The 21,759-nt window shown below is 59.4% G+C and carries 21 protein-coding genes; 12 read left to right on the top strand and 9 right to left on the bottom strand.

From position 1 onward, the window contains the following. Window positions 1-12 precede the first annotated feature (12 nt). From moaA to moaE, 5 genes are read left to right on the top strand one after another with little or no spacing between them, the layout of a single operon-like run. Entirely contained in the window at window positions 13-1,011 is a 999-nt protein-coding gene (gene moaA / locus AC1DIG_RS08625) for a GTP 3',8-cyclase MoaA (RefSeq protein ID WP_477766951.1), read from the top strand. Window positions 1,012-1,055: 44 nt separating this feature from the next. Continuing rightward, complete coding sequence (locus tag AC1DIG_RS08620; protein ID WP_477766950.1) at window positions 1,056-1,955, top strand: bestrophin family protein; 900 nt, start codon at window positions 1,056-1,058, stop codon at window positions 1,953-1,955. Window positions 1,956-2,001: 46 nt separating this feature from the next. After that, a complete protein-coding gene (gene moaC / locus AC1DIG_RS08615; protein ID WP_477766949.1) occupies window positions 2,002-2,508 on the top strand; it encodes a cyclic pyranopterin monophosphate synthase MoaC in 507 nt (168 codons plus the stop codon). Beyond that, window positions 2,505-2,756 (top strand): MoaD/ThiS family protein, encoded by a 252-nt coding sequence (locus tag AC1DIG_RS08610; RefSeq protein WP_477766948.1) that lies wholly within the window; start codon window positions 2,505-2,507, stop codon window positions 2,754-2,756. The genes moaC and AC1DIG_RS08610 overlap by 4 nt, the downstream gene beginning before the upstream one ends. A gap of 3 nt (window positions 2,757-2,759) precedes the next feature. Next, a complete protein-coding gene (gene moaE, locus AC1DIG_RS08605) occupies window positions 2,760-3,224 on the top strand; it encodes a molybdopterin synthase catalytic subunit MoaE (protein WP_477766947.1) in 465 nt (154 codons plus the stop codon). Between the two features lie 43 nt (window positions 3,225-3,267). Here moaE and AC1DIG_RS08600 read toward each other — a convergent pair whose 3' ends face one another. After that, window positions 3,268-4,473, bottom strand: a complete 1,206-nt coding sequence (locus tag AC1DIG_RS08600) for a molybdopterin molybdotransferase MoeA (RefSeq protein WP_477766946.1) — start codon at window positions 4,471-4,473, stop codon at window positions 3,268-3,270. Further along, window positions 4,470-5,009 carry a molybdenum cofactor biosynthesis protein B gene (gene moaB, locus AC1DIG_RS08595; RefSeq protein WP_477766945.1) on the bottom strand — a complete coding sequence of 180 codons (540 nt, stop codon included), beginning with the start codon at window positions 5,007-5,009 and terminating at the stop codon, window positions 4,470-4,472. The genes AC1DIG_RS08600 and moaB overlap by 4 nt, the downstream gene beginning before the upstream one ends. A 304-nt stretch (window positions 5,010-5,313) precedes the next feature. Here moaB and AC1DIG_RS08590 point away from each other — a divergent pair, with 304 nt between their 5' ends. After that, window positions 5,314-6,204, top strand: coding sequence for a LysR family transcriptional regulator (locus AC1DIG_RS08590; protein WP_477766944.1), 891 nt, complete (start codon window positions 5,314-5,316; stop codon window positions 6,202-6,204). 57 nt (window positions 6,205-6,261) lie between these two features. On the opposite strand, the gene AC1DIG_RS08585 is transcribed toward AC1DIG_RS08590, so the two are convergent. Beyond that, the gene (locus tag AC1DIG_RS08585) at window positions 6,262-7,149 is read right to left on the bottom strand and encodes a LysR substrate-binding domain-containing protein (RefSeq protein ID WP_477766943.1); all 888 of its coding nucleotides are present in this window, start codon (window positions 7,147-7,149) and stop codon (window positions 6,262-6,264) included. A gap of 249 nt (window positions 7,150-7,398) precedes the next feature. Between AC1DIG_RS08585 and AC1DIG_RS08580 the strand changes: the two genes are divergently transcribed. The 6 genes from AC1DIG_RS08580 to AC1DIG_RS08555 all read left to right on the top strand — a co-directional run bounded on the left by AC1DIG_RS08580 (window position 7,399) and on the right by AC1DIG_RS08555 (window position 13,199). Continuing rightward, window positions 7,399-8,517, top strand: a complete 1,119-nt coding sequence (locus AC1DIG_RS08580) for an ABC transporter ATP-binding protein (protein ID WP_477766942.1) — start codon at window positions 7,399-7,401, stop codon at window positions 8,515-8,517. A gap of 15 nt (window positions 8,518-8,532) precedes the next feature. Next, the gene (locus AC1DIG_RS08575; protein WP_477766941.1) at window positions 8,533-9,453 is read left to right on the top strand and encodes an ABC transporter permease; all 921 of its coding nucleotides are present in this window, start codon (window positions 8,533-8,535) and stop codon (window positions 9,451-9,453) included. After that, window positions 9,450-10,259: an ABC transporter permease gene (locus tag AC1DIG_RS08570; protein ID WP_477767291.1), complete on the top strand. Its 810-nt coding sequence runs from the start codon at window positions 9,450-9,452 to the stop codon at window positions 10,257-10,259. Before AC1DIG_RS08575 ends, AC1DIG_RS08570 begins: the two co-directional genes overlap by 4 nt. A 27-nt stretch (window positions 10,260-10,286) precedes the next feature. Next, on the top strand, window positions 10,287-11,333 hold the full coding sequence (locus tag AC1DIG_RS08565; RefSeq protein ID WP_477766940.1) for an ABC transporter substrate-binding protein: 1,047 nt from the start codon (window positions 10,287-10,289) through the stop codon (window positions 11,331-11,333). A 61-nt stretch (window positions 11,334-11,394) separates the two neighbouring features. Beyond that, on the top strand, window positions 11,395-12,849 hold the full coding sequence (locus tag AC1DIG_RS08560; RefSeq protein ID WP_477766939.1) for an amidase: 1,455 nt from the start codon (window positions 11,395-11,397) through the stop codon (window positions 12,847-12,849). Window positions 12,850-13,007: 158 nt separating this feature from the next. Beyond that, window positions 13,008-13,199, top strand: a complete 192-nt coding sequence (locus AC1DIG_RS08555; RefSeq protein WP_123581643.1) for a hypothetical protein — start codon at window positions 13,008-13,010, stop codon at window positions 13,197-13,199. A gap of 70 nt (window positions 13,200-13,269) precedes the next feature. Here AC1DIG_RS08555 and AC1DIG_RS08550 read toward each other — a convergent pair whose 3' ends face one another. The 6 genes from AC1DIG_RS08550 to AC1DIG_RS08525 form a co-directional block, all read right to left on the bottom strand. Then, complete coding sequence (locus AC1DIG_RS08550) at window positions 13,270-13,623, bottom strand: DUF1428 domain-containing protein (RefSeq protein ID WP_019690486.1); 354 nt, start codon at window positions 13,621-13,623, stop codon at window positions 13,270-13,272. Window positions 13,624-13,924: 301 nt separating this feature from the next. Next, entirely contained in the window at window positions 13,925-15,217 is a 1,293-nt protein-coding gene (locus AC1DIG_RS08545) for a sensor histidine kinase (protein ID WP_477766938.1), read from the bottom strand. A gap of 27 nt (window positions 15,218-15,244) precedes the next feature. Beyond that, the gene (locus tag AC1DIG_RS08540) at window positions 15,245-18,322 is read right to left on the bottom strand and encodes an efflux RND transporter permease subunit (RefSeq protein ID WP_477766937.1); all 3,078 of its coding nucleotides are present in this window, start codon (window positions 18,320-18,322) and stop codon (window positions 15,245-15,247) included. Continuing rightward, a complete protein-coding gene (locus AC1DIG_RS08535; RefSeq protein ID WP_477766936.1) occupies window positions 18,319-19,512 on the bottom strand; it encodes an efflux RND transporter periplasmic adaptor subunit in 1,194 nt (397 codons plus the stop codon). The genes AC1DIG_RS08540 and AC1DIG_RS08535 overlap by 4 nt, the downstream gene beginning before the upstream one ends. Continuing rightward, window positions 19,509-20,909 carry an efflux transporter outer membrane subunit gene (locus AC1DIG_RS08530; RefSeq protein WP_477766935.1) on the bottom strand — a complete coding sequence of 467 codons (1,401 nt, stop codon included), beginning with the start codon at window positions 20,907-20,909 and terminating at the stop codon, window positions 19,509-19,511. The genes AC1DIG_RS08535 and AC1DIG_RS08530 overlap by 4 nt, the downstream gene beginning before the upstream one ends. A gap of 104 nt (window positions 20,910-21,013) precedes the next feature. Next, a complete protein-coding gene (locus AC1DIG_RS08525) occupies window positions 21,014-21,703 on the bottom strand; it encodes a response regulator transcription factor (protein ID WP_477766934.1) in 690 nt (229 codons plus the stop codon). Between the last annotated feature and the right edge of the window lie 56 nt (window positions 21,704-21,759).

Below are 21,759 nucleotides of genomic sequence, written 5' to 3'. Positions count from 1 at the left end.
ATGGAGGTTGAGATGTCAGATCGAATGTTGATGGATGGTTTTTCCCGGCGGGTCGACTATCTCAGAATGTCTGTGACCGACCGTTGCGATTTCCGCTGTGTCTATTGCATGGCCGAGGATATGGAGTTCTTGCCGCGACAGCGCGTATTGACGCTGGAAGAGATCTATCAATTAGCTGAAAGCTTTGTAGCGCTGGGCACCCGAAAAATCCGCCTGACCGGTGGTGAACCGTTGATTCGCCCAGGCGTGGTAGCGCTGTGTGAGCGCATTTCAGCACTGCCGGGGCTGCGTGAACTGTGCATGACCACCAACGGTTCACAGCTGGGCAAGCTCGCGGCACCGTTATTCGATGCGGGGCTCAAGCGCCTGAATATCAGCCTCGACAGCCTGGACGCCGATCGTTTCCGCGAACTGACTCGCACGGGTGATCTGGCTACCGTCATCGGCGGAATTGACGCAGCGAATGCGGCAGGTTTTCAACATACCAAACTCAACTGCGTCGTCATGAAAGGCCGCAACGATCACGAGATAAATGATCTCGTAGGCTTTGCGATCGATCGTGGACTGGACATTTCCTTCATTGAAGAGATGCCACTGGGTGTGATCAGCGAGCACAGCCGCGCCGGCGCGTTCTTTTCAAGCGCGCAGGTGCGCGAACGGATTGCCGAACGCTACACCCTGATCGAATCCGCGGAATCGACCCAGGGCCCTTCGCGCTATTGGCGCCTCGCAGAGGCGCCGCATATTCGCCTGGGGTTCATCTCGCCCCACAGCCACAACTTTTGCGCTACCTGCAATCGTGTTCGGCTGACCGTCGAAGGCCGACTCCTGCTGTGTCTGGGCAATGAACACTCCGTCGACCTGAAGGAAGTGCTTCGCCGCTATCCAGCAGAGCCGGAGCGCCTGGAAAAGGCAATCATCGAGGCGATGAAAATCAAGCCGTACCGACACAACTTTGAACTCAATGATGAGGTGCAAGTTGTCCGTTTCATGAACATGACCGGCGGATAGCCTGCCCCGTTTTCAGATCATTACTCTCAAGAAGGCTGTTTCCCATGATCGTTAGAGCCAAACCTAATCTGATCAATGTCCTGATTTCACTCAAAGGCTCGATTGCCAAGCGTATCGCACTGCGCAGCCTGCTGGTGACACTCCTGGCCTCTGCTATTGTCCTGGTCGAAACACTCCATCCCGCGTACTTCTCAAAGGTCAATGCCACCCCCTTCACGCTGCTGGGGTTATCACTTTCAATCTTCATGAATTTTCGCAACAACGCCTGCTACGACCGTTGGTATGAAGCGCGCAAAGCGCTCGGTGCGATGGTGATGGATGTACGCTCGATGATCCGGGAAACCCAGGTCATCAAGGACAAACAGCAACGCAGCAAGGTATTGCTCGACCTCTGCGGGTTTGCCCATGCGCTTAACGCCAAGCTGCGCAAAGAAGACGAACTCAGTGCAGCGAGTACCTGGCTCAGCAAGTTGCCCTCTGCCAACACCCCGAACATCCCTGAAAGGATCCTGCGCCAAGTCGGCCAACAGTGCTCAACGCTCGCCGAATCCGGTGAAATCAACGAATGGCGTTACACGTTGATGGCCAATCACCTGACCAATCTGACCACCACACAAACGACCTGCGAGCGAATCAAGAGCACGCCTCTCCCGTTCCCTTACACACTCCTGCTGCACAGGACCATCTACATATTTTGCATCTTGCTGCCCTTCGCGATGGCCGAGCCACTGGGCTGGCTGACGCCCGTGTTCACCGCGATTGTGAGTTATACGTTTTTTGGGCTGGATGCCATTGGTGACGAATTGGAAGACCCCTTTGGTCGAGATGAAAATGACCTTCCTACCAATGCCATCGTGCGCACCATCGAGCGTGAGGTGCTTGACGCCCTGGGTGCGACAGAACTCCCTCCGCTGCTTCAGCCCGTGGACTTCGTGCTGGACTGATTCGACCCCACTTTCCATTAAGCACCCGCCGGGGTGAAGGATAAGCATGAACGCATTGAACCAGCCCGATTCCGCGATGTTGACTCATTTAGATGCTGAAGGCCGGGCCAATATGGTCGATGTCAGCGAAAAAGATCCGACAAACCGTGAAGCTCAAGCGCAGGCCTGGATACGGATGCAACCTGCTACGTTGAAACTTATCCAGCAAAACGGTCACCCCAAAGGCGACGTGTTTGCGGTCGCTCGAATCGCCGGGATCATGGCGGCGAAGAAAACCCATGAGCTCATCCCGCTGTGTCACCCACTGATGCTCAGCGCCATTCACATCGAACTGCAGGCCATCGAGCCCGATCGCGTAAGGATTGTGAGCACCTGCCGACTTAACGGCAGAACAGGCGTCGAGCTGGAAGCCCTCACGGCGGCGAGTGTGGCGGCACTGACGATCTACGACATGTGCAAAGCCGTCGACCGAGGGATGATCATCGACAGCATCCAGCTGCTCAGAAAACACGGCGGTAAATCCGGTAACTTTGAAGCGAGTGACGCTCCATGATTCTTATCAACTACTTTGCGCGTTATCGAGAACAACTCGGCATTGGCGGAGAAAAAATAGCGCTGACATCGTCATTGCAATGCATTGACGATGTCAGAAAACTGCTGATCGCCAGAGGCGCGGTTTGGGAGCAAGTCCTCGGTGAAACCAGCCTCATGTGCGCGCTGAACCAGGAGTTATGTACGCTCGACGCCGCCATCGAAGACTTCGATGAGATCGCCTTCTTCCCTCAAGTAACGGGAGGTTGAGCGATGACGGTTCAGGTCCAGACCGAGCTATTCAACCTGAATGAACTGAACAGCCGCTTGCACGCCGAAGACCTTGGAGTCGGGGCCGTGGCCACCTTCGTCGGCTATGTCCGGGATATCAATCAGGGGGAAAAGGTCAGCGGCCTGTTTCTCGAGCATTATCCAGGAATGACCGAGCGATCTTTGCAACGCATCGTCGACCAGGCCAATGAACGGTGGCCTCTTCAACGAGTGGACATCGTTCACCGCGTGGGTCTTTTGAACGTCGGTGACCCCATCGTGTTTGTCGGCGTTGCCAGCGAGCATCGACAGGCGGCCTTTGATGCCTGCGCTTTTTTAATGGACTACCTGAAAACACGAGCGCCCTTCTGGAAGCGTGAAGAAACCGGCTCCGGTGACCGTTGGGTATGCGGCAGAGAAAGTGATCAGTTGGCAGCACGTCGCTGGGAAGGTAACGATGGGCGCTAGCGCTAGGAACCCCCTCAAATAATTGAGGGGGTGGATAGATCGCTTAGAACAAGTCGCAGAACGGAATAAACCGCGCCGTGTCACCGGCCTGCAGCGTACAACCCTCTGGAATCTCGACCAGTCCATCCGCCCAGGATGCGCCGAGCAACACGCCGGAACTCTGGTTCGGATAAAGTACGGCTCTACCCGCCTCCAGCCTGGCTCTCAGGTACTCCCTGCGGCTTCCGGCTTTGGGCCAATCAAAACCGACGCTCATCGGGAAGCTTAAGGGCGTCACGTCTTCAACACCCTGGATACGCAACAAATAGGCGCGGGCCAACAGTCCAAACGTCACCAGCGCCGAGGTCGGGTTTCCTGGCAGGCCAATGACCGGCACCGTGCCAAAGTGTCCTACTGTCAGTGGTTTCCCCGGCTTGATCGACAACTTCCAGAACAACGGTTTACCGCACTCACGCAGCACCTGCCCGAGACAATCGGCGTCACCCGCGGAGACGCCACCGGTGGTGAGAATCACGTCCGCAGCGTGTTGCAACTGTTCGAGTTTAAGCCGCGTCTGTTGCGGCTGGTCGGGGAGAATGCCGGCATCGATGACCTCACAACCCAGTGCACTTAACCAGTGGCTCAACAAGGTGCGATTACTGTTGTAGATACAGCCAGGCTTCAAAGGCATGCCCGGTTCGGCCAGTTCATCGCCTGTGGAGAGCAGCGCAACCCGTGGGCGTCGTACGACATGCACATGCGTACATCCCTGTGCCGCGGCGATGGCCAACTCGAAAGGCCCCAGCCGTTTGCCCGCACGGAGCAAAACCTGCCCGATACGGTTCTCCTGGCCCTGCGGTCGAATATTCTGACCCACCGTCAGCGACTGTTTGAAACTGACGCGGCCATCATCCAGAAGCTCGACGTTCTCCTGCATCTCGACACTGTTGGCACCCTCGGGTACCGGCGCCCCGGTAAAGATTCGGGCACAGGTTCCCGGTAGCAAGGCTTCGGGAGCCTGACCGGCAAAAATGCGTTGGGATACGGCTAACGGCTGTCCACTCCAGTCGTCCACATTCAAGGCATAACCATCCATGGCACTGTTCGGCCACGGCGGAAGATCGAGGGTTGCCACCAGGTCGCTGGCCAGCACCCGTTGCCGTGCATCACTCAGCAGTACTGGCTCGCTATCATGGAGACGTTGCGTCTCAGCCATGGCCAGTAGGCTGGCGATGGCTTCCTCCACAGGCATCAGCTGTGACTGACTCATCCCCGTGTCCCGCAGGCCTGCACAGGCTTGAGGTGCGGCACGAAATTGCACGGTCTGTGGCGCGCATCCAACTGCTCGGCAAGAATGCCTTCCCATGCGGTTCGACAGGCGCCTGTCGAACCTGGCAGGCAGCACACCAGCGTACCGTTGGCGAGTCCGGCCAAGGCCCGGCTCTGGACCGTGGAGGTGCCGATATCGAGGATGGAAATCGCCCGAAACAGCTCACCAAAGCCATCAATCTGTTTATCCAGCAAGCAGGCCACCGCTTCAGGTGTGCTATCGCGCCCGGTGAACCCTGTCCCCCCGGTAATCAGCACGACCTGAATATTTTCATCAGCAATCCAGGTGGCTACCTGTGCGCGGATTTTATACAGGTCATCCTTGAGCAAGTTTCGTTCACTCAGGGTGTGTCCCGCTTCCAGTAATCGACTGACCAGCAATTGCCCGGAGGTATCGTTGGCATATTCACGGGTATCACTGACGGTCAGCACAGCCATATTCAACGGTACAAATAACGCATCCGACTTAACACTCATGTCATTCTCCGGCAGGCCATATTGAAAATAATTGCCAGAGGCTAATTCGCTAAAACAGTTAGTGTCTAATCGTTCTGGCCTACCGGTTTATCGAGCGCCTCTATCGAAAGTTTTCTCACCCGCCACGATGACTTATTCAGATTGAATTCGGTCGTGATAGAGCTAACCAATCGGCCGGTCAATACTTGCGATTGGACTGACAAGACGGACAGTGAGATCGTTTGCTCACCCCACTTTCCGTGTTTTTAATCATGAGACTTACCTGCTTTACTGACATCACTTTCATCCCTCAGCAGGTGCCATTGTGGACATCAAGCAACTCAAATTCCTGATCGCCCTGGAACAGACCCGACACTTCGGGCAGGCCGCTGCGCGCTGCCACATTACTCAGCCGACGCTGTCCATGCGCTTGCGCAATCTTGAGGATGAACTGGGTCTGGAGCTGGTCACCCGGGGCCAGCGCTTTGAAGGTTTCACCCAGGCCGGTGAACGCGTGCTGGCATGGGCGAGAACACTGCTCGCCGCGCATGACGGGCTGTTTGCCGAAGCCGCTGCGTGTCGCGGTCAGTTAGTCGGCAACTTGCGTCTGGGCCTGGTGCCTCTCAGCGGCTTTAATCCGATCAGCTACGTTCAGGGGCTTTCCCATACGTTCCCGGAGCTCAAGTTCAGTCTGTCATCGATGAGCTCGGACCAGATCATCGAAGGGATCGGTAACAACCAACTGGACCTGGGCATCTGCTATCTCGATCACGTGAATCCCAACTATCTGGATTTTTTCGAAATTGGAGAAACCCGTGTCGGCTTGCTGTACGACACGCGCCACTTCCATTTCGAAGGAACGGAAATGAGCTGGGAAGATGCCGCCGAGCTGCCATTGGGGATGATCAGCAACGGCATGCACTATCGAAAATCCATTGACCTGAGTTTTCGCAGCCGCGGGCTGGACCCACAGCCAATACTCGAAACCGATTCGACTTATCAGTTGTTCCAGGCCATTCACGACGGCTTTTGCTGCTCGATCATGCCGCTGGGCAGTGGCCTGGAAAACCCAATCGAGAATCTGGCCTTTATCAACCTTCCGGATGCAAGTGTGCTCGCGCCCCTGGGGCTGGTGATGCGCAAAACCGAACCTCGCTCGGCCATTGCCGAGAAATGCTTTGCTGAAGCCCAGAAGCTGTTTGCTGCAAAGAGCTGATTCGAGGGTTTGGCACACGCCCACTGCATTGACCGTGCAGTGGGTTCTCAAGCACCTTCAATCGCTGAATTCGCGTCCCAACTCGGTCGTCAGCCACTGGATGAACCACTGCGCATCCGCCGACAGTTCAGCCGACGGTGTCAGCACCCGGTAGCTTTCCAGTTTTACCTGCTCCTCAAGCACCCGCACCAGGGTGCCGGCCTTGAGCTCCTCGCGCACCAGCACCTCATTCGCCAACGCGATGCCTTGCCCGCTTTCAGCCACCGACAATGCGTGGTCGTTGTTGACGTACAACACGTCCGAGGTGAGGTGGACATCCAGGCCATTGGCGGCGAACCACATGTTCCACCACTCGCCGTCGAAGTGAATCAGGTTGTGTTTCAACAAATCGGCGAGCCGGGTGATCGGCTCGATGCTGGCGAGGTAGCCCGGCGTACAGATCGGAAACACCCGCGGGCAGATCAGTGTGGCCCGGGAATGGGCGTATTCCCCATCAAGGCCATAGACGATCCCCAGGTCAGCGGTCTTGCCATCGACATCGGTGAACGTCGAGTTGGGTTCGATGGCGAACTTCAACCCAGGGCGAAGACGCCGTGCCGCTTCCAGCCTTGGGGTCAACCAGCGTTTGGCGAAACCCGGTACTACCATGATTCGCAGCCATCGTTCGGAGTCTTTGGGTTGCAACTCCCTCCCCGCCTCGATGATCAGTTGCAGCGCTGAAGCGATCTTGCGGTGGTACTTCTCGCCGGCACTGGTCAGCGTGACACCACGCGAGGTGCGCTCAAACAGCTGGGTTCCCAGCCACTCCTCCAACAGCTTCACATGTCGGCCAATGGCTGGCTGAGTCACGTGCAGCGACTTCGAGGCTTCGACGTAGCTGCCCAAGCGGGCGGCAGCATCAAAGGCACGCACCGCGTTCAGCGGTGGCAAACGGTGGTCAGGCATGGCTTGGGACGCCTTTCGCTATTAAATTATTTAACAGCTGCTATGTTAAAATTGAAGTTTCGCCCCCGCAACCCCTCACTGATAATCGACTCACAACAGAACTACAAAAATAGCCAAAGAGCCCGACGAAGCGGCTCGCTGCACACCTGAACAGATCTCGATCCTGCCCAAAAAAATAATATCCATGGCCTGACGGCACGGCTGTTTGCAGCATACCGGCACAGGCGATGGGGGAATCGGAGGTAACGCATGAATGCCCTGCATTCGCTGCAAACGCTGGCTGTGTCAATTCGAGCTGTACGCAAAGTCTACGGTGATCCGCAGAGCGGTCCGGTGGCGCTGAAAAGCATCGATCTGGATATCCGCGACAACGAGTTCTTCACCCTCCTCGGCCCTTCGGGCTGCGGTAAAACCACGCTCCTGCGGATGATCGCCGGGTTCGAATTTCCGACCCAGGGCGAGATCCTGCTCTATGGCGAAAACATCGCCGACCGTCCGCCCTACCAGCGCCCGGTCAATACGGTGTTCCAGCACTACGCACTGTTTCCGCACATGACCATTGCCGAGAACCTCGCGTTCGGCCTTGAGTCCCATCCGATGGGCAAGGTCTTGAGCAAGGTGCAAATCGCCGAGCGAGTGCGCGAGATGCTGGCGCTGGTGCAAATGGAACGCTTCGCCACGCGTCGCCCGACGCAATTGTCCGGCGGCCAGCAACAACGAGTCGCCCTGGCCCGAGCCCTGGCGCCGCATCCTAAAGTGCTGCTGCTCGACGAGCCGCTCTCGGCGCTCGACCTCAAACTGCGCCAGGCCATGCGTGAAGAGCTGAAGGCGATTCAGGCGAAGACCGGCATCACCTTTATCTTCGTCACCCACGATCAGGAAGAAGCCCTGACCATGTCCGACCGCATTGCCGTGCTGTCCGAAGGCGAAGTGCAGCAGGTCGGCCGCCCGGAGGATATCTACGAGCGTCCGCGCAATCGCTTTGTCGCAGACTTCATCGGCGAGACCAACTTCATCGAAGGTACGGTCACCCACGTGGAAGCAGGCCTGGCCTGGTTCGCCGGGCCGGCGGGTCACCCGCTCCCCGCTCAACCCTGCAGCGACGTAAACGTGGGCGCAACGGTGGCGCTCTCGGTGCGTCCCGAGCGCCTGCATCTGTTGCCGGCCGACACCACCGGCGCCTTGCCATGCCGGATCGATGCGCAGATCTACCTCGGCACCGACCTGCAATATCAGGTCAGCCTTAACGACGGTTCGCGTCTTACGGTGCGTACGCCCAACAGCGTCGACCAGAGTCTGCGCTTCGCTGTCGGCAGCCAGGCCGGCCTGCTGTTCGACCGCGGTAGCGCCAGTGTCCTGCTGGATTGAGCACGAGGGTTTGTCATGCACGCTTTACCGATATCCAACACCCTGGCGCGGCGAAAAGCCTTCGGCAGTTTTCTCGGTGTCACTCCGGCACTGCTCGCCATCGGCCTGTTTCTGATTGTGCCGATCCTGATCGTCATCGGCTATTCGCTGATGGAAGCCAACCCCTATGGCGGGGTGAACAAGGTCTTCAGCAGCGACGCCTACACCTCCTTGCTGTTCGAGCGGCAACTGGATGACAGTCTGGCCTTTGCCGATTCCTATCTGATCATTGCCCTGCGCTCGATTGGCATCGCCGGGCTGACGACCGTGATCACTTTGTTGATCGGCTTCCCGGTCGCGGTCTGGCTGGCGATGCAACCGGCACACCGGCGCGGGCTGCTGATTTTCCTGATCACCGTGCCGTTCTGGGCCAACCTGCTGATTCGCACCTACGCCTGGATTCTGCTGCTGCGCAATACCGGGGTCATCAATAACAGCCTGATGGGGCTCGGTGTTATCGATCAGCCGCTGCAACTGCTCTACACCGACGGCGCGGTGCTGCTGGGGCTGGTTTACACCTACGCACCGTTCGTGGTGCTACCGATCTACGCAACCCTGGAAAAGATGGACATCCGCCTGCTGGAAGCGGCGCAAGACCTCTACGCCGGACGTTGGCGAACGCTGGTCAAAGTCGTGCTACCGATCGCCAAACCGGGGATTTTCGCTGGCGCCATCCTCACTTTCGTACCGTGCCTGGGGGCAATGATCGCCCCGGAACTGCTCGGTGGCGGGACCAAAATGATGCTCGGCAACCTGATCTTCCGGCAGTTCAGCGATGCGCGGAACTGGCCGTTCGGGGCCGCCCTGTCGCTGGTGCTGATGGCGGCGGTGATGCTGGTGTTGACCGTGTATGCCCTGCGCGCCGAGCGCCAGCGCATCGCCAAGGGAGGTGAATAATGCAGCGTCTATTCAAGCGAACCGGCCTCAGCGTTCAGGACTTTCCGGGCTTCGGCGGTTTCAGTTTTCTGTTCTACCTGTACCTCTATGCGCCGATCGTGGTGCTGGTGGTGTTCTCCTTCAACGCCAACCAGTCGGCTACGGTCTGGACCGGCCTGAGCCTGGACTGGTACCGCGCCGCATTTGCCAATCAGGCCTTGCGCCAGGCGGCCAGTAACAGCCTGCTGATTGCCGTCTGCGCGAGCATGATCGCCACCGCGATTGCCACCCTCGCAGCACTCGGCACCTCGCGCGGCGCGAAGTTCAAAGGCATGCAACTGTCGATGGGCGCAATCATGCTGCCGCTGGTGTTACCGGAGATCGTGGTCGGCGTCGCTACCCTGGCGCTGTTTTCCACGGTCGGCCTGTCGCTGGGATACGGCAACCTGATCATCGCCCATACGGTGTTCTGCATTCCCTTCGCCTACCTGCCGATCCGCGCGCGGCTCAATGACATGGACCTGTCGCTGGAGCAAGCCTCGGCCGACCTGTACGCCGGCCCTTGGCGGACCTTTCGCAAGGTCACGCTGCCGCTGTTGATGCCGGGAATCGTCTCCGGGTTGATGCTGGCCTTCATCGTCTCGCTGGATAACTTCGTGATTTCGATGATGGTCGCCCAGGCCGGCACCACCACTTTGCCAATCTTCATCTTCGGCCTGTTGCGCATGGGCGTGACACCCGACGTCAACGCCGTCTCGACGCTGATCCTCGGCGTCTCGGTGTTGTTCGTCAGCCTCTCTTATCTGCTGGGCAAAAAGAAAACCTGAACCTTCCAAACACCGTGGGGAATAAGTATGAGCAAGTTGATTGCAAGCATCGGCACCTCGTTGTTACTGACATTGCCACTAACGATGGCCGGCAGCGTTCAGGCCGCGGAAAAACTCAATGTGGTGAGCTGGAGTGGCTACTTCTCGCCAGAGATTCTCGCCAAGTTCCAGAAGCAGACCGGCATTGAAGTCACGGTCGACTCCTACGATTCCAACGAAACCCTGCTGGCCAAGCTCAAACAGGGCGGCGCCGGCTATGACGTGGCGATTCCTTCGCACCAGTTCGTGCCGATCCTGATCAAGGAACAACTGCTGGAGCGCTTCGACCCGGTCAAAGAGCCCTATTACGCCAATGTCGTCGACAACCTGAAAAAACCTACCTGGGACCCGGAAGGCGCGTATTCGGTGCCCTTCATCTGGGGCACCACCAGCGTGGTGTTGAACACCGAGCGCTACAAAGGCCCGACCGACAGCTACAAGGTGCTTTATGAGCCGCCAGCCGAGCTGCAAGGGCGGATCAACATGTTCGACTCGGTCAGCGACGTCGTGGACATGGCCAGCCTGTACCTGAACGTCCCACTGTGCAGCGAAGATCCGAAACAGATGCAGCAAGTGATGACCCTGCTCAAGGCGCAGAAGCCGTTCGTCAAAACCTACAGCTCCAAGGCCGGCTCGATCCGCGAGAACCTGGCTTCGGGTGAAATCGACATGTCGACCTTCTGGGGCGGTTCGTCGATGCGGGCGCGGGAGATGAAACCGAGCCTGAAATACCTCTACCCGAAAGAAGGCGTGCTGGCCTGGGTCGACAACATGGTCATCCCCAACGGCAGCAAGAATCCGGCGAACGCCAAGGCCTTCATCGCCTTCCTCAGCCAGCCTGAAAACGCCGCGATGACCCAGAACTTCCTCAAGCACCAGAGTCCGATCAAGGGCGTGGAACCGTTCCTCGACGCCGGTCTCAAGGACGCGCCGGAACTGCACATCCCGGCGGGCACCCAGGTGGTCTTCAGCAAGACCTGCGGTGAAGGCGCGATCCGCCTGGCCGACCGCCTGTGGACCAACCTGATGCGTTGATCTTTACCGCCCCGCTGGTGCAGCGGGGCGTTTCTCCCGTCGTCTACAAGGCAGTGTCGCAATGACTTCTACTCCTATCAGCGAACTGGTCCTGCTAAAGGCCCATGAACTCGCCGACTGCATTCGCCTGCGCCAGGTTTCCTGCCGGGACGTGATGCAGGCTTACCTGAGCCACATCGAACGCTTCAACCCGCGGGTCAATGCGCTGATCAGCCTGCAAGCGCCGGAGGACCTTCTGGCCCAGGCCGACCAGCGCGATGCCGAACTGGCAAGCGGCCTGTACCGTGGCTGGATGCACGGCCTGCCTCACGCGATCAAGGACCTGTCGCTGACGCGGGGCATTCGCACCACCTTCGGTTCACCGCTGTTCGAGGATTTCGTGCCCGAGCGCGACGGCATCATGTGCGAGCGGATCAAGGCGGCCGGGGCAATCATTATCGGCAAGACCAACACCCCGGAATTCGGCCTCGGTTCGCAAACCTACAACCCGCTGTTCGGTGCCACCGGCTGTGCCTACGACCCGAGCAAAACCGCCGGCGGCAGCAGTGGCGGTGCCGCCTCGGCGCTGGCCATGCACCTGGTGCCGGTGGCCGACGGCAGCGACATGATGGGTTCGCTGCGCAATCCGGCGGCGTTCAACAATGTCTTCGGTTTCCGCCCGTCCCAGGGCCGGGTGCCCTTCGACGACAGCGCCGACCTGTTTATCGACCAGCTCGGCTACGAAGGCCCCATGGGCCGCTGCGTACGCGATGCGGCGTTGCTGTTGTCGGTCCAGGCCGGCGCCGACGCCCGCGCACCGCTATCGATCGCTGAGTCCGGTGCCGCTTTCGCGGCTCCGCTGGAGTGCGATTTCAACGGTACGCGCCTGGGCTGGCTCGGTGATTTCAACGGTTATCTGCCGATGGAAAAAGGCATTCTCGAGCTGTGTCAAAAGGCCTTCGCCGACTTCGAAAGCCTGGGCTGCAGCATCGAGGCGGCCTCTATCGACTTCGCCCCGGAACAGCTCTGGAACAGTTGGCGTAAGTTGCGACACTGGATGGTCGCCGGCTCCCTCGGCGGCGCCTACGCCAACCCGAGTCAACGCGCACGGCTGAAAGAGGAAGCGTGCTGGGAAGTGGAAAACGGGCTCAGGCTCTCTGCCAGCGACGTGTTCGCCGCCTCGGTGGCCCGCAGTCACTGGTATCGCGCCATCAGTAAGCTGTTCGAACGCTTCGACTACCTGCTGTTGCCAACCGCCCAGGTCTTCCCGTTCGACAAAAACCTGCCTTGGCCAACCTCCATCGAAGGCGTGAGCATGGACACCTATCACCGCTGGATGGAGGTGGTGATTCCCGGCACCCTCTCTGGTTGCCCGGTGGCAAACGTGCCAGTGGGTTTTAACCGGAACGGTCTGCCCATGGGGTTGCAAATCATCGGTAAACACCAGGCTGACTTTGCGGTGCTGCAGATTGCCCATGCCTACGAACAGGCGAGCCGCTGGTTCGAGCGCTGCCCTTCGCCGCTATTACGATTCTGAAGGGGTAATCACCCTGGACGGGAAATTCCTGCCTTACACACCGTTTTATGCTGATGAGCGTGGGCCGGCACGAGTCTGCCGGCCCACGCGAAACGCATTTCTGGCGCCTCCAGCCATCCACGTTATAGTTGAAGGGACCCAAACCACGTGGAGGGGGTATGCGCCAGATTGTCAGCAAGGAACCATGGTGGGCTGCGCCGCCGAAGCCCGGGCAAGATGAGTCCGAGCTGGAGTGGGGGTGGCTGGTCACGTACAACGAGGGCGAGCCGCGTTTCGAGTTTGTGAAAGAGCGGCCGACGGATAACGAAATCCGCAACCGCAAGAGCTGCCGAATCACCCTTCCGGAATAACCGGCGCGCTATCCGGGGCGGGCCTGCATCCTTTTCAGGCCCGTCTGACATCCGGATGATGCGACCTGCTTCACACGTTTACGATCATCTCGAAACCGCCGAAGATCAACCGTTGCCCATCGAAAGGCATTGAGTTGTCCAGGGATTGAAGCCTGGGATCTTCCATGAACTTCTGCATACCGGTGTCGCGCGTTTGGCGGTCCGGCCAGATGATCCACGAAAACACCACGGTCTCGTCTTCCTTGAGTTTTACCGCCATCGGGAATGAGGTCAGTTTGCCTTGAGGCACATCGTCGCCCCAGCATTCGGTCACGCTCAGAGCGCCGTTTTCCTTGAAAATACCTGCCATGAACTCGGCGTGCTGCTTGAATTTATCGCGGTTGGCGGTGGGTACGGCTGCAACAAAGCCATCGACATAAGACATGATCACTCTCCTCTTTGAAATGCGTCATCGATTTACCGGTTAGTCGATCTGCAAGAGCGCAAATCGACCGGCCTTTCAGGCAAACCGACCAACGGGCAAAAGTATCCCCATATCTTTTTTGCTCCAACGCCTGTAGCAGCTGCCGAGCCTGCGAGGCTGCGTTCGAGGACGAAGTCCTCGTAAATCCGACATACGCGGTTTACCTGGAAGAACGCGCTGCCTGATTTCACGGCTGCTTCGCAGCCGAACGCAGCCTCGCAGGCTCGGCAGCTGCTACGGGATTGTCCTGCACCGTATCCCGTCAGAGCAGGAGTTGCTTCTGACGCTCTGCCAGGTCCACGGCGAAATGGCAGCCGTGGGGTTCGCGGGTGGTGAGCTCCACTCGCCAGTTCTGGTTGGTGCAGATCCGCTGAACCAGCGACAGCCCCAATCCCAGCCCTTCGCCTCGGTGTTCGTCGCCCCTGACAAAGGGCTGGAACATCGCATGGCGTTTTTCTTCCGGAATACCGATACCGCTGTCTTCCACGCTGAAGCCATGGTCACGCAATGTCAGGCGAATGAAGCCATGATCAGTATAGTGCCAGGCGTTGCGCAGCAGGTTGCCCATCACCGATTGCAGGAATGTCAGGTTGTAGTAGCTGTTTGAGGTCTGCTCGTCGAGGTAGATGAATTCCAGGCCTTTTTCCCGGATCAGCCGGCCCCAGATCTCCGCCAGCGCATCGGCAACCTCTTTCAAGGAGGCGTTGCCACCGTTACCGGAGTCGTTGTCCCGGTCACGCGCGAGCATCAGGAACGTGTCGACCAGCTGGCGCATTTCATCGCTGGCCCTGGCAATACGGCTGACCTGGGCCATCGAACGCTGATCCAGGGCACGATTGCTCAACAACAGCTCGCAGGAACTGGCGAGCACCATCAACGGCGTTCGCAATTCGTGGCTGACATCGCTGGTGAATAGTTTTTCCCGGCCCAGTGCCTCGCGCAGTCGGCCCAGGGTTTGATCAAAGGACACCGCCAGTTCGCCAACCTCGTCGACGGCATACTCGGGCGCCAGCGGTGGCGCGAGTTCCAGTAGCTGATCGCGGTGACGCACCTGGCGCGCCAAACGGATCACCGGGGCCATGACGCGCCGGGCCAACAGCCAGCCCAACAAAATTGCCAGCAGGATGCTCAACACGAACCCGACAATTACCACCGCATACAGCACGCGTTCGCGTTGTTCATGGCTTCGCTGATCTTTCAGCAGGACGTATTGGCGACCTTCGACCACCTTTACTATTGCGTAGTAGTCCTCACCGTCAAAGACGATTTCCTGAAACCCCGGCTGCAACGCCTTGAGCTGCGCGTCCGGGGCCATTTCACCCAGCCCGCCCTCAAAGAAAAACAGCTCGTCTTTCTCCGGTCGATGGGTCCAGTCATCGGTGTTGTCCATCAGCAGCAGGCGTTGCAGCCCACCACCCAGGCTGGTGGTGGTGAGCTTTCTTTCAACGATATGCACGGTCGCGACAATGCCAACCGCAAAGACCCCTGCGACAAACGCAGTCATCAGTGCGAAAACAATCACAATCCTTTTTGCCAGGCTTTGCTTGGAATCCATGTCTTTCCAGTGTTTTGAATGCCGAGGTCACACCTTGATGTCCTGCGCGACGAGTTTTTGGCTGCGACGCCGACGCTCAAACCAAAGGTAGACAACCGGGGTGGTGTACAACGTCAGGATCTGCGAGACCGCCAGGCCACCGACAATAGCAATGCCCAATGGCTGGCGAAGCTCCGAGCCGGCACCGTGGCCGAACGCCAATGGCACCGCACCGAGCAATGCCGCCAGCGAGGTCATCAGGATCGGCCGCAACCGCAACAGGCACCCTTCGCGCACGGCGTCTCGGGCAGACAGGCCACGTTGCTGGGCCGACAGCGTGAAGTCAACGATCATGATCGCGTTCTTCTTGACGATACCGATCAGCAAAATAATGCCGATCATCCCAAGGACCGACAGGTCCTGTCCACAGAGCATCAATGCCAGCAGCGCACCGAACCCGGCGGACGGCAAGGTTGAAATGATCGTCAACGGGTGAATCGCGTTCTCGTACAGCACGCCCAGCACAATGTAGACGGTCAGGATCGCCGCCAGAATCAGCCAGGGTTGTGATTTCAGCGAGTCCTGGAACGCCTGGGCGGTGCCCTGGAAACTGCCGACGACAGAGTCGGGCATCGCCACCGCCAAAGACGCCTGATTGATCGCGCTGACCGCATCGCTCAGGGCCTGGCCGGGCGCCAGGTCGAACGACAGGGTAATGGCCGGGAATACCCCTTGGTGGTTGATGATAATCGGCACCTGCTCGGTCTTGATGCTCGCCAACAGATTCAATGGCACCAGGGTTCCGGAACTTGCGCGTACGTATAAGTGTTCCAGCGTGGTGGTGGACGTCTGCCAGTGCGGGTCCAGTTCGAGAACCACGTGGTTCTGGTCGAGCTGGGTGAACATCGTCGCGACCTGACGCTGCCCGAAGGCGTCATACAGCACATCGTCGATGGCCTGCACCGTCACGCCCAGACGCGCCGCCGTGGCGCGGTCGATCACCAGGGTTGCCTGCGCAATGGCCTGTTGCTGGTCAGAGGTGACATGTTGCAGTTGTGGCAAGGTCTTGAGTTTTTCCAGCAGCACCCCGCTCCAGTGATCCAGCTCTGCGCTGTCCGGGTCCTGAAGGGTGTACTGGTACTGGGTTTTACTGGCGCGGCCACCGATCTGGATGTCCTGGTTAGCTTGCAAGTAGACCTTGACCCCGGACAACTGATCGAGCGCTGGCTGCAAACGGCTGATCACCTTTTGGGCACTGTCGGTGCGCTCGCTGAACGGCTTGAGGTTGATCATCACCTTGCCCTGGCTGACCGTCGGGTTCGGGCCGATCCAGAAATACACCTTGGCCACCGCTGGGTCATGCCCGACGACTTCGGCGACACGGTTGACCTGCTCCCGCATGGCCATCGGTGAAATATCGGCAGACGCTTCGGCGACACCCTGGATCAGGCCGTTGTCCTGTTGCGGGAAGAAGCCCTTGGGAATGCTCACGTACAACACTGCTGTCGCCAGCAATGTCGCCAGTGCCACGCCGAGGGTCAGACGTTGATGGTCGAGTACCCAGTCGAGGCTGCGGCGATAGCCATTGTGCAAGCCAGTGAACGCCCGCTCGCAAGCCTGGGCGAAACGCCCCTCCTCGCTCTCGGCATGCGGTTTGAGCAGCCAGGCACAAAGCATCGGGGTGATCGTCAGCGAGACGATGCAGGACATGATGATCGCCACGCTGACGGTGACCGCGAACTCGCGCATCAAGCGCCCGACGATCCCCGACATCAACAGGATCGGCAAGAACACCGCGATCAACGACACCGTCATCGAGACAATGGTGAACGCCACTTCGCGCAAGCCATCGACCGCTGATTGCAGGCGCGACTTGCCCATCTCCAGATGGCGCACGATGTTTTCCATCACCACGATGGCGTCATCCACGACAAAGCCGACCGCAATGGCCAGGCCCATGATCGACAGGTTGTCGAGGCTGTAGCCGAGCAAATACATCACGCCGAAGGTCGACACCAGCGACAGCGGAATAGTCAGGCTGGGAATCAGCGTGGCGGTGGCCTTGCGCAGGAACACGAAGATCACCACGACCACCAGGGCAATCGACAACAGCAGCGTGAACTGCATGTCGTTGACCGAAGCTTCGATGGTCTGGGTACGGTCGCCCACCACCTGGACCTGCACGTCGCGAGGCAATGATGCCGTCAGTTCGGGCAACTTGGCCTTGATCGTGGCGATGGTCGACAGCAGGTTGAAACCCGGTTGTTTGTGAATGTCGACGATCACCGTCGGCTCGCCGCCCAACTGTGCGGCTTGCTGGGTATCTTCGGCTCCGGCAATTACCCGGCCGAGATCACCGAGCTTGATCGGCATACCGTTTTTATAGGCAATCACCTGATCCCGATAATGCTGCGGGTCAAGCATCTGGTCGGTGGCGCCGAGCGTGACGGAACGGGTCTGCCCGTCAAGGGTGCCCTTGGGCTGATCGACGGTACTCACGCCGATCACGCTGCGCACGTCTTCCAGGCTCAGGCCGCGTGCGGCCAGCGCATCCGGGTCGATCTGAATCCGCACCGCCGGTTTTTGCTCACCGTGGAAATCCACCAGGCCGACGCCGGGCATCTGCGACAAACGCTGGGCAATGTAGTTGTCTGCGTAGCGGTCGAGTTCCGGCAGCGTGCGCGTCGGCGAGGTCACGGCCAGCGACAGCACCGTACCTTCCGCCGGGTTGACCTTGTTGAACGTCGGCGTACTGGTCATGGTCTTCGGCAGGTTCGGGGTCGCGGTGTTGATCGCGGTCTGCACATCCTGGGCAGCGCCGTCGATGTTCCGCGACAGGTCGAACTGCAACACAACCTGGGTCTTACCGGCCGCGCTCGAAGAGGTCATCGAGGTCACTTGCGGAACAGCAGCAAAGGCTCTTTCCAGTGGTGTCGCAACCGACGAAGCCATGGTCTCGGCGCTGGCTCCGGAGAGTTTGGCCGTGACCTGAATGGTCGGAAAATCCACCGTAGGCAAAGGCGCCACCGGCAACTGGAAGTACGCGAAAGCACCCAGCAACATAATCCCAAGCGCCAACAAGCTCAGGCCCACGCGTCGTTGAATCAGTCCGGCGAGCCCTTTCATCGTGCGCTCTCCACTGGCGTGGCAGCAGCCAGCGCAGCGGCTTCCTCAGCCTTGATCGGTGCGACTTTGACGCCCGGTGCAATGCGTGACTGGCCTTGCACGACGACCGTTTCTCCGGCGGCCAGCCCCTGGCGAATCCACTGCTTGCCATCGACCACGGCAGCGGCATCGACCTGACGCGGTTGCACCCGTTGGTCAGCACCCACCACATAGACAAAATTGCCCTGACGACCGAACTGCACGGCATTGGCCGGCACCACCGTGACGTCCTGGCGAGTGCTTACCAGCAAGCGTGCGCTGACCAATTCGCCAGGCCACAACTGGTTGGCACTGTTGTCGAACTCGGCCTTCAACTGGATCTGACCGCTGGCGGCAGCGACCTGGCTGTCAATGAAGCTCAGACGGCCGCGAGCGATTTCCTGATGGCCGTCGCGGGTCATGGCAACCACTTGCAAGGCGCCCTTGGCGTTTTCTTCAAGGATCTGCGGGAGTTCGTCCTGGGAGACAGCGAAGGCCACCGAGATCGGGTTCATCTGGGTAATGGTCACCAGCCCCGTGGCTTCCGCACCGTGGGCGATGGCACCGACATCCAGCAAGCGCTGGCCGGTACGCCCGGTCAGCGGCGCCTTGACCTGAGTGAACTCCAGTTGCAGGCGCGCGTTATCCAGTGCCGCCTGGTCAGCCTGCACCGTGGCCTGCTGTGCCGCCAATTCGGCGCGATAGGTGTCGACATCCTGACTCGGCCCGGCCTTGGCGGCCGCCAGTTTGCTGGCCCGGTCCAGACTCACCCGCAGGTTGGCCAGTTGCGCCTGATCCTTGGCCACCAGAGCTTGCGCCTGAGCCACCTGAGCCTGGTAAACCCGTGGATCGATCACCGCCAGCAGACTGCCGGTGTTCACGGTCTGGCCTTCCTTGAACAGGACTTTCTGCAACTCGCCATCCACCCGAACCCGCACATTGACGCTGTTGAGCGGCTGGACATTGCCAATCGCACTGAGCCAGATCGGCAGGTCCTGCTGGCTGACTTGCGTCAGTTGCACCGGCACGGCGCTTGCCTCGGTTTTGGCCGGTGCCGCCTGAGCCCGCTTGACCCACTGAAATCCACCGACGCCGGCGCCCAACAGGAGGATCAGCAGCGCCCAGGACAGTGCTCGATGGCGAGGGTTCGCAATGCGTGGCTTAGCATTCATGGGTGTGACGCCTGAGAAGGAGAAAGGGAAGCAAGGGTGTCGGGGGTGAAATCACCGCCCAGCGCCCGGAACAAACCGACGGCGGCCTGCAGGTGTTGCAGGCGCACCTGCAACAGCGTGTCTTCGGCCTGATACTGGGTGCGCTCGACAATCAGCAAAGTCTGGAAGTCGGTGGAACCCAGCCGATAACGCACCTGCGCTAACCTCGCAGCCTCGCGGGCGGAGTCCACCGCGGCCTGATTCAAGGCAAAGCTTTTATCCAGTTCGCGGGTGGCGCTCAGTTGGGTTTCGACGTCTTGCAGCGCCTCGATCACCGATTCACGGTAACTGGCGGTCAGTTCCTGCACGTGGGCCTGATCAACGTGCAATTGACCAGTGAGTTGGCCGCCGGTGAACACCGGTTGGGCCAATGTGCCGACGACGCTCCAGATGTTGCCGCCGGCAATGGTGTCGATACCGCCAATCAGGTCCAGCGACAGATTCGGCAAGAACGCCGCACGGGCGACCCCGACATCGAAGTTGGCCGACACCAGTCGCGCTTCGGCTGCTTGCACATCGGGCCGCTGACGCAGCAGGCCGATCGGCAGTCCAGCGGACGGACGCGGCATCTGCAAACCCTCAAGACCCGAGCTTTTCAGCTGAAAACCTTGCGGCGTCTCGCCCACCAGTACCGCCAATTGGTAGAGCGCCAGATCGCGTTGCTGACGCAAAGGTGGCATCGCCGCCTGGAAGGTTTGCAGGGCATTGCGTTGCTGTGCCACTTCAAGATTGGACACCGCGCCCTGGCTGGCCTGGACTTCGACCAGATCGAGTACCTGCTTGGCGTCGTCAGCTATCGACTGCGCCAGGCGCAGCCGTTCTTCCAGCGACAAGACCTGGAAGTAGCTGTCGGCGATGCTCGCCCCCAGGCTCATGCGCAGGGTTTGTGCGTCAAACACGCTGGCATTGGCCAGTGCTTCGGCAGAATCCGCGGCAGCGCGCTGCTTGCCCCAGAAGTCCAGCTCGTAAGTCGCTTGGGCGAACACGCTGCTTTTCTTGGTGGTGCCGTAATTGTTCTGACGCTGGACATTGCCGCCCAGTGCCAGTGTCGGATATTGCCCGGCGCCGACCACCTGAGCCGAAGCGCGCGCCTCTTCGATGCGGCTGGCCGCGGCTTTAAGGGTGTAATTGGCCGAGAGGCCACGGGTGATCAGGTCATTCAGTTCAGCGCTGTGGAACTCACTCCACCACTGCCCTCCCCGTGCGGCGGACGTTTGCCCGGCGCCATTCCAGTTTGCCGCCAGCGGCACCTCCGGTTGATGGTAAGCGGGCACCATCGAGCAGCCCCCGAGCATCAATACGCCCAGCAGCACCGATAAGGATAAAAAGTTACGCCTCGGTGAGGTTGCAACTGACATTGGCACGCGATCTCCAGCTGAAACGTTTGTGGAGCCTGTCCACGAATCAGCCGAAGATAGCCAACAGCGCCTTGCAGAGCGTTCGTCTGCAGGTAAACTTTTATTTAATCGGGCTCGCGACGGCCCTGAAAGCTGTAACCCGCGCCCGGAATGGTCTTGATCAGCGAGTACTCGAAACCTTCATCGAGTTTGCGCCGCAGGCGATGGATATGTTTGTCGATGACATTGTCGTTGGGGTCAAAGGCGTAATCCCAGGCGCTGTCGAGCAGCATGTCACGGGTGACCACCTGACCGCTGTGGCGCATGAGTTTTTCCAGCAGCAGCGCCTCTCGCTGTTGCAAGACAATGCTACGGCCCTGACGCACCGCCGTACGGGTCGCGCAGTCGAGTTCGAGTTCGCCGACTTGCAGCTTGCGCCCTGCTGCACTCGGTTGATCGGCACCGCGCAATAAAGCGTCGAGACGTGCCAGCACCTCGGCGAACGCATAGGGTTTGGCCAGGTAATCGTCACAACCGGCTTGCAAGCCTTCGACCTTTTGCGCAGTGGTCGACTGAGCGCTGAGCATCAACACCGGAATACGCGAACCGCGACTGCGTATCGCCCGCACCAGGGCGATACCGTCGAGCCCCGGCAGGCGCCGGTCGACAATCAACGCGTCATGAATACCTTCCAGGGCCATGGCCAGGCCATCGTTGCCGTCTTCGGCGACATCCACCACGTGCCCGCTTTCCGTCAACCCACGCAACAGGTAGGTGGCGGTCTGGGCATCGTCTTCAACGACTAGAATGCGCAAGGAGCTTTCTCTCTCAACTGAAACCTAAACTTTTATTTATCCGGCGGCGACGTTGG

The sequence above is a fragment of the Pseudomonas sp. 05N431 genome, from assembly GCF_056397005.1.
The sequence above is the reverse complement of the archived record's forward strand: the minus strand, read 5'-3'. Positions and strand labels throughout refer to the sequence as shown.

Bases quoted from the DNA above. Each gene is read 5' to 3' on its own strand.
- moaA (WP_477766951.1), top strand. From the start codon at position 13: ATGTCAGATCGAATGTTGATGGATGGTTTTTCCCGGCGGGTCGACTAT.
- AC1DIG_RS08620 (WP_477766950.1), top strand. From the start codon at position 1,056: ATGATCGTTAGAGCCAAACCTAATCTGATCAATGTCCTGATTTCACTC.
- moaC (WP_477766949.1), top strand. From the start codon at position 2,002: ATGAACGCATTGAACCAGCCCGATTCCGCGATGTTGACTCATTTAGAT.
- AC1DIG_RS08610 (WP_477766948.1), top strand. From the start codon at position 2,505: ATGATTCTTATCAACTACTTTGCGCGTTATCGAGAACAACTCGGCATT.
- moaE (WP_477766947.1), top strand. From the start codon at position 2,760: ATGACGGTTCAGGTCCAGACCGAGCTATTCAACCTGAATGAACTGAAC.
- AC1DIG_RS08600 (WP_477766946.1), bottom strand. From the start codon at position 4,473: ATGAGTCAGTCACAGCTGATGCCTGTGGAGGAAGCCATCGCCAGCCTA.
- moaB (WP_477766945.1), bottom strand. From the start codon at position 5,009: ATGAGTGTTAAGTCGGATGCGTTATTTGTACCGTTGAATATGGCTGTG.
- AC1DIG_RS08585 (WP_477766943.1), bottom strand. From the start codon at position 7,149: ATGCCTGACCACCGTTTGCCACCGCTGAACGCGGTGCGTGCCTTTGAT.
- AC1DIG_RS08580 (WP_477766942.1), top strand. From the start codon at position 7,399: ATGAATGCCCTGCATTCGCTGCAAACGCTGGCTGTGTCAATTCGAGCT.
- AC1DIG_RS08575 (WP_477766941.1), top strand. From the start codon at position 8,533: ATGCACGCTTTACCGATATCCAACACCCTGGCGCGGCGAAAAGCCTTC.
- AC1DIG_RS08565 (WP_477766940.1), top strand. From the start codon at position 10,287: ATGAGCAAGTTGATTGCAAGCATCGGCACCTCGTTGTTACTGACATTG.
- AC1DIG_RS08560 (WP_477766939.1), top strand. From the start codon at position 11,395: ATGACTTCTACTCCTATCAGCGAACTGGTCCTGCTAAAGGCCCATGAA.
- AC1DIG_RS08555 (WP_123581643.1), top strand. From the start codon at position 13,008: ATGCGCCAGATTGTCAGCAAGGAACCATGGTGGGCTGCGCCGCCGAAG.
- AC1DIG_RS08550 (WP_019690486.1), bottom strand. From the start codon at position 13,623: ATGTCTTATGTCGATGGCTTTGTTGCAGCCGTACCCACCGCCAACCGC.
- AC1DIG_RS08545 (WP_477766938.1), bottom strand. From the start codon at position 15,217: ATGGATTCCAAGCAAAGCCTGGCAAAAAGGATTGTGATTGTTTTCGCA.
- AC1DIG_RS08540 (WP_477766937.1), bottom strand. From the start codon at position 18,322: ATGAAAGGGCTCGCCGGACTGATTCAACGACGCGTGGGCCTGAGCTTG.
- AC1DIG_RS08535 (WP_477766936.1), bottom strand. From the start codon at position 19,512: ATGAATGCTAAGCCACGCATTGCGAACCCTCGCCATCGAGCACTGTCC.
- AC1DIG_RS08530 (WP_477766935.1), bottom strand. From the start codon at position 20,909: ATGTCAGTTGCAACCTCACCGAGGCGTAACTTTTTATCCTTATCGGTG.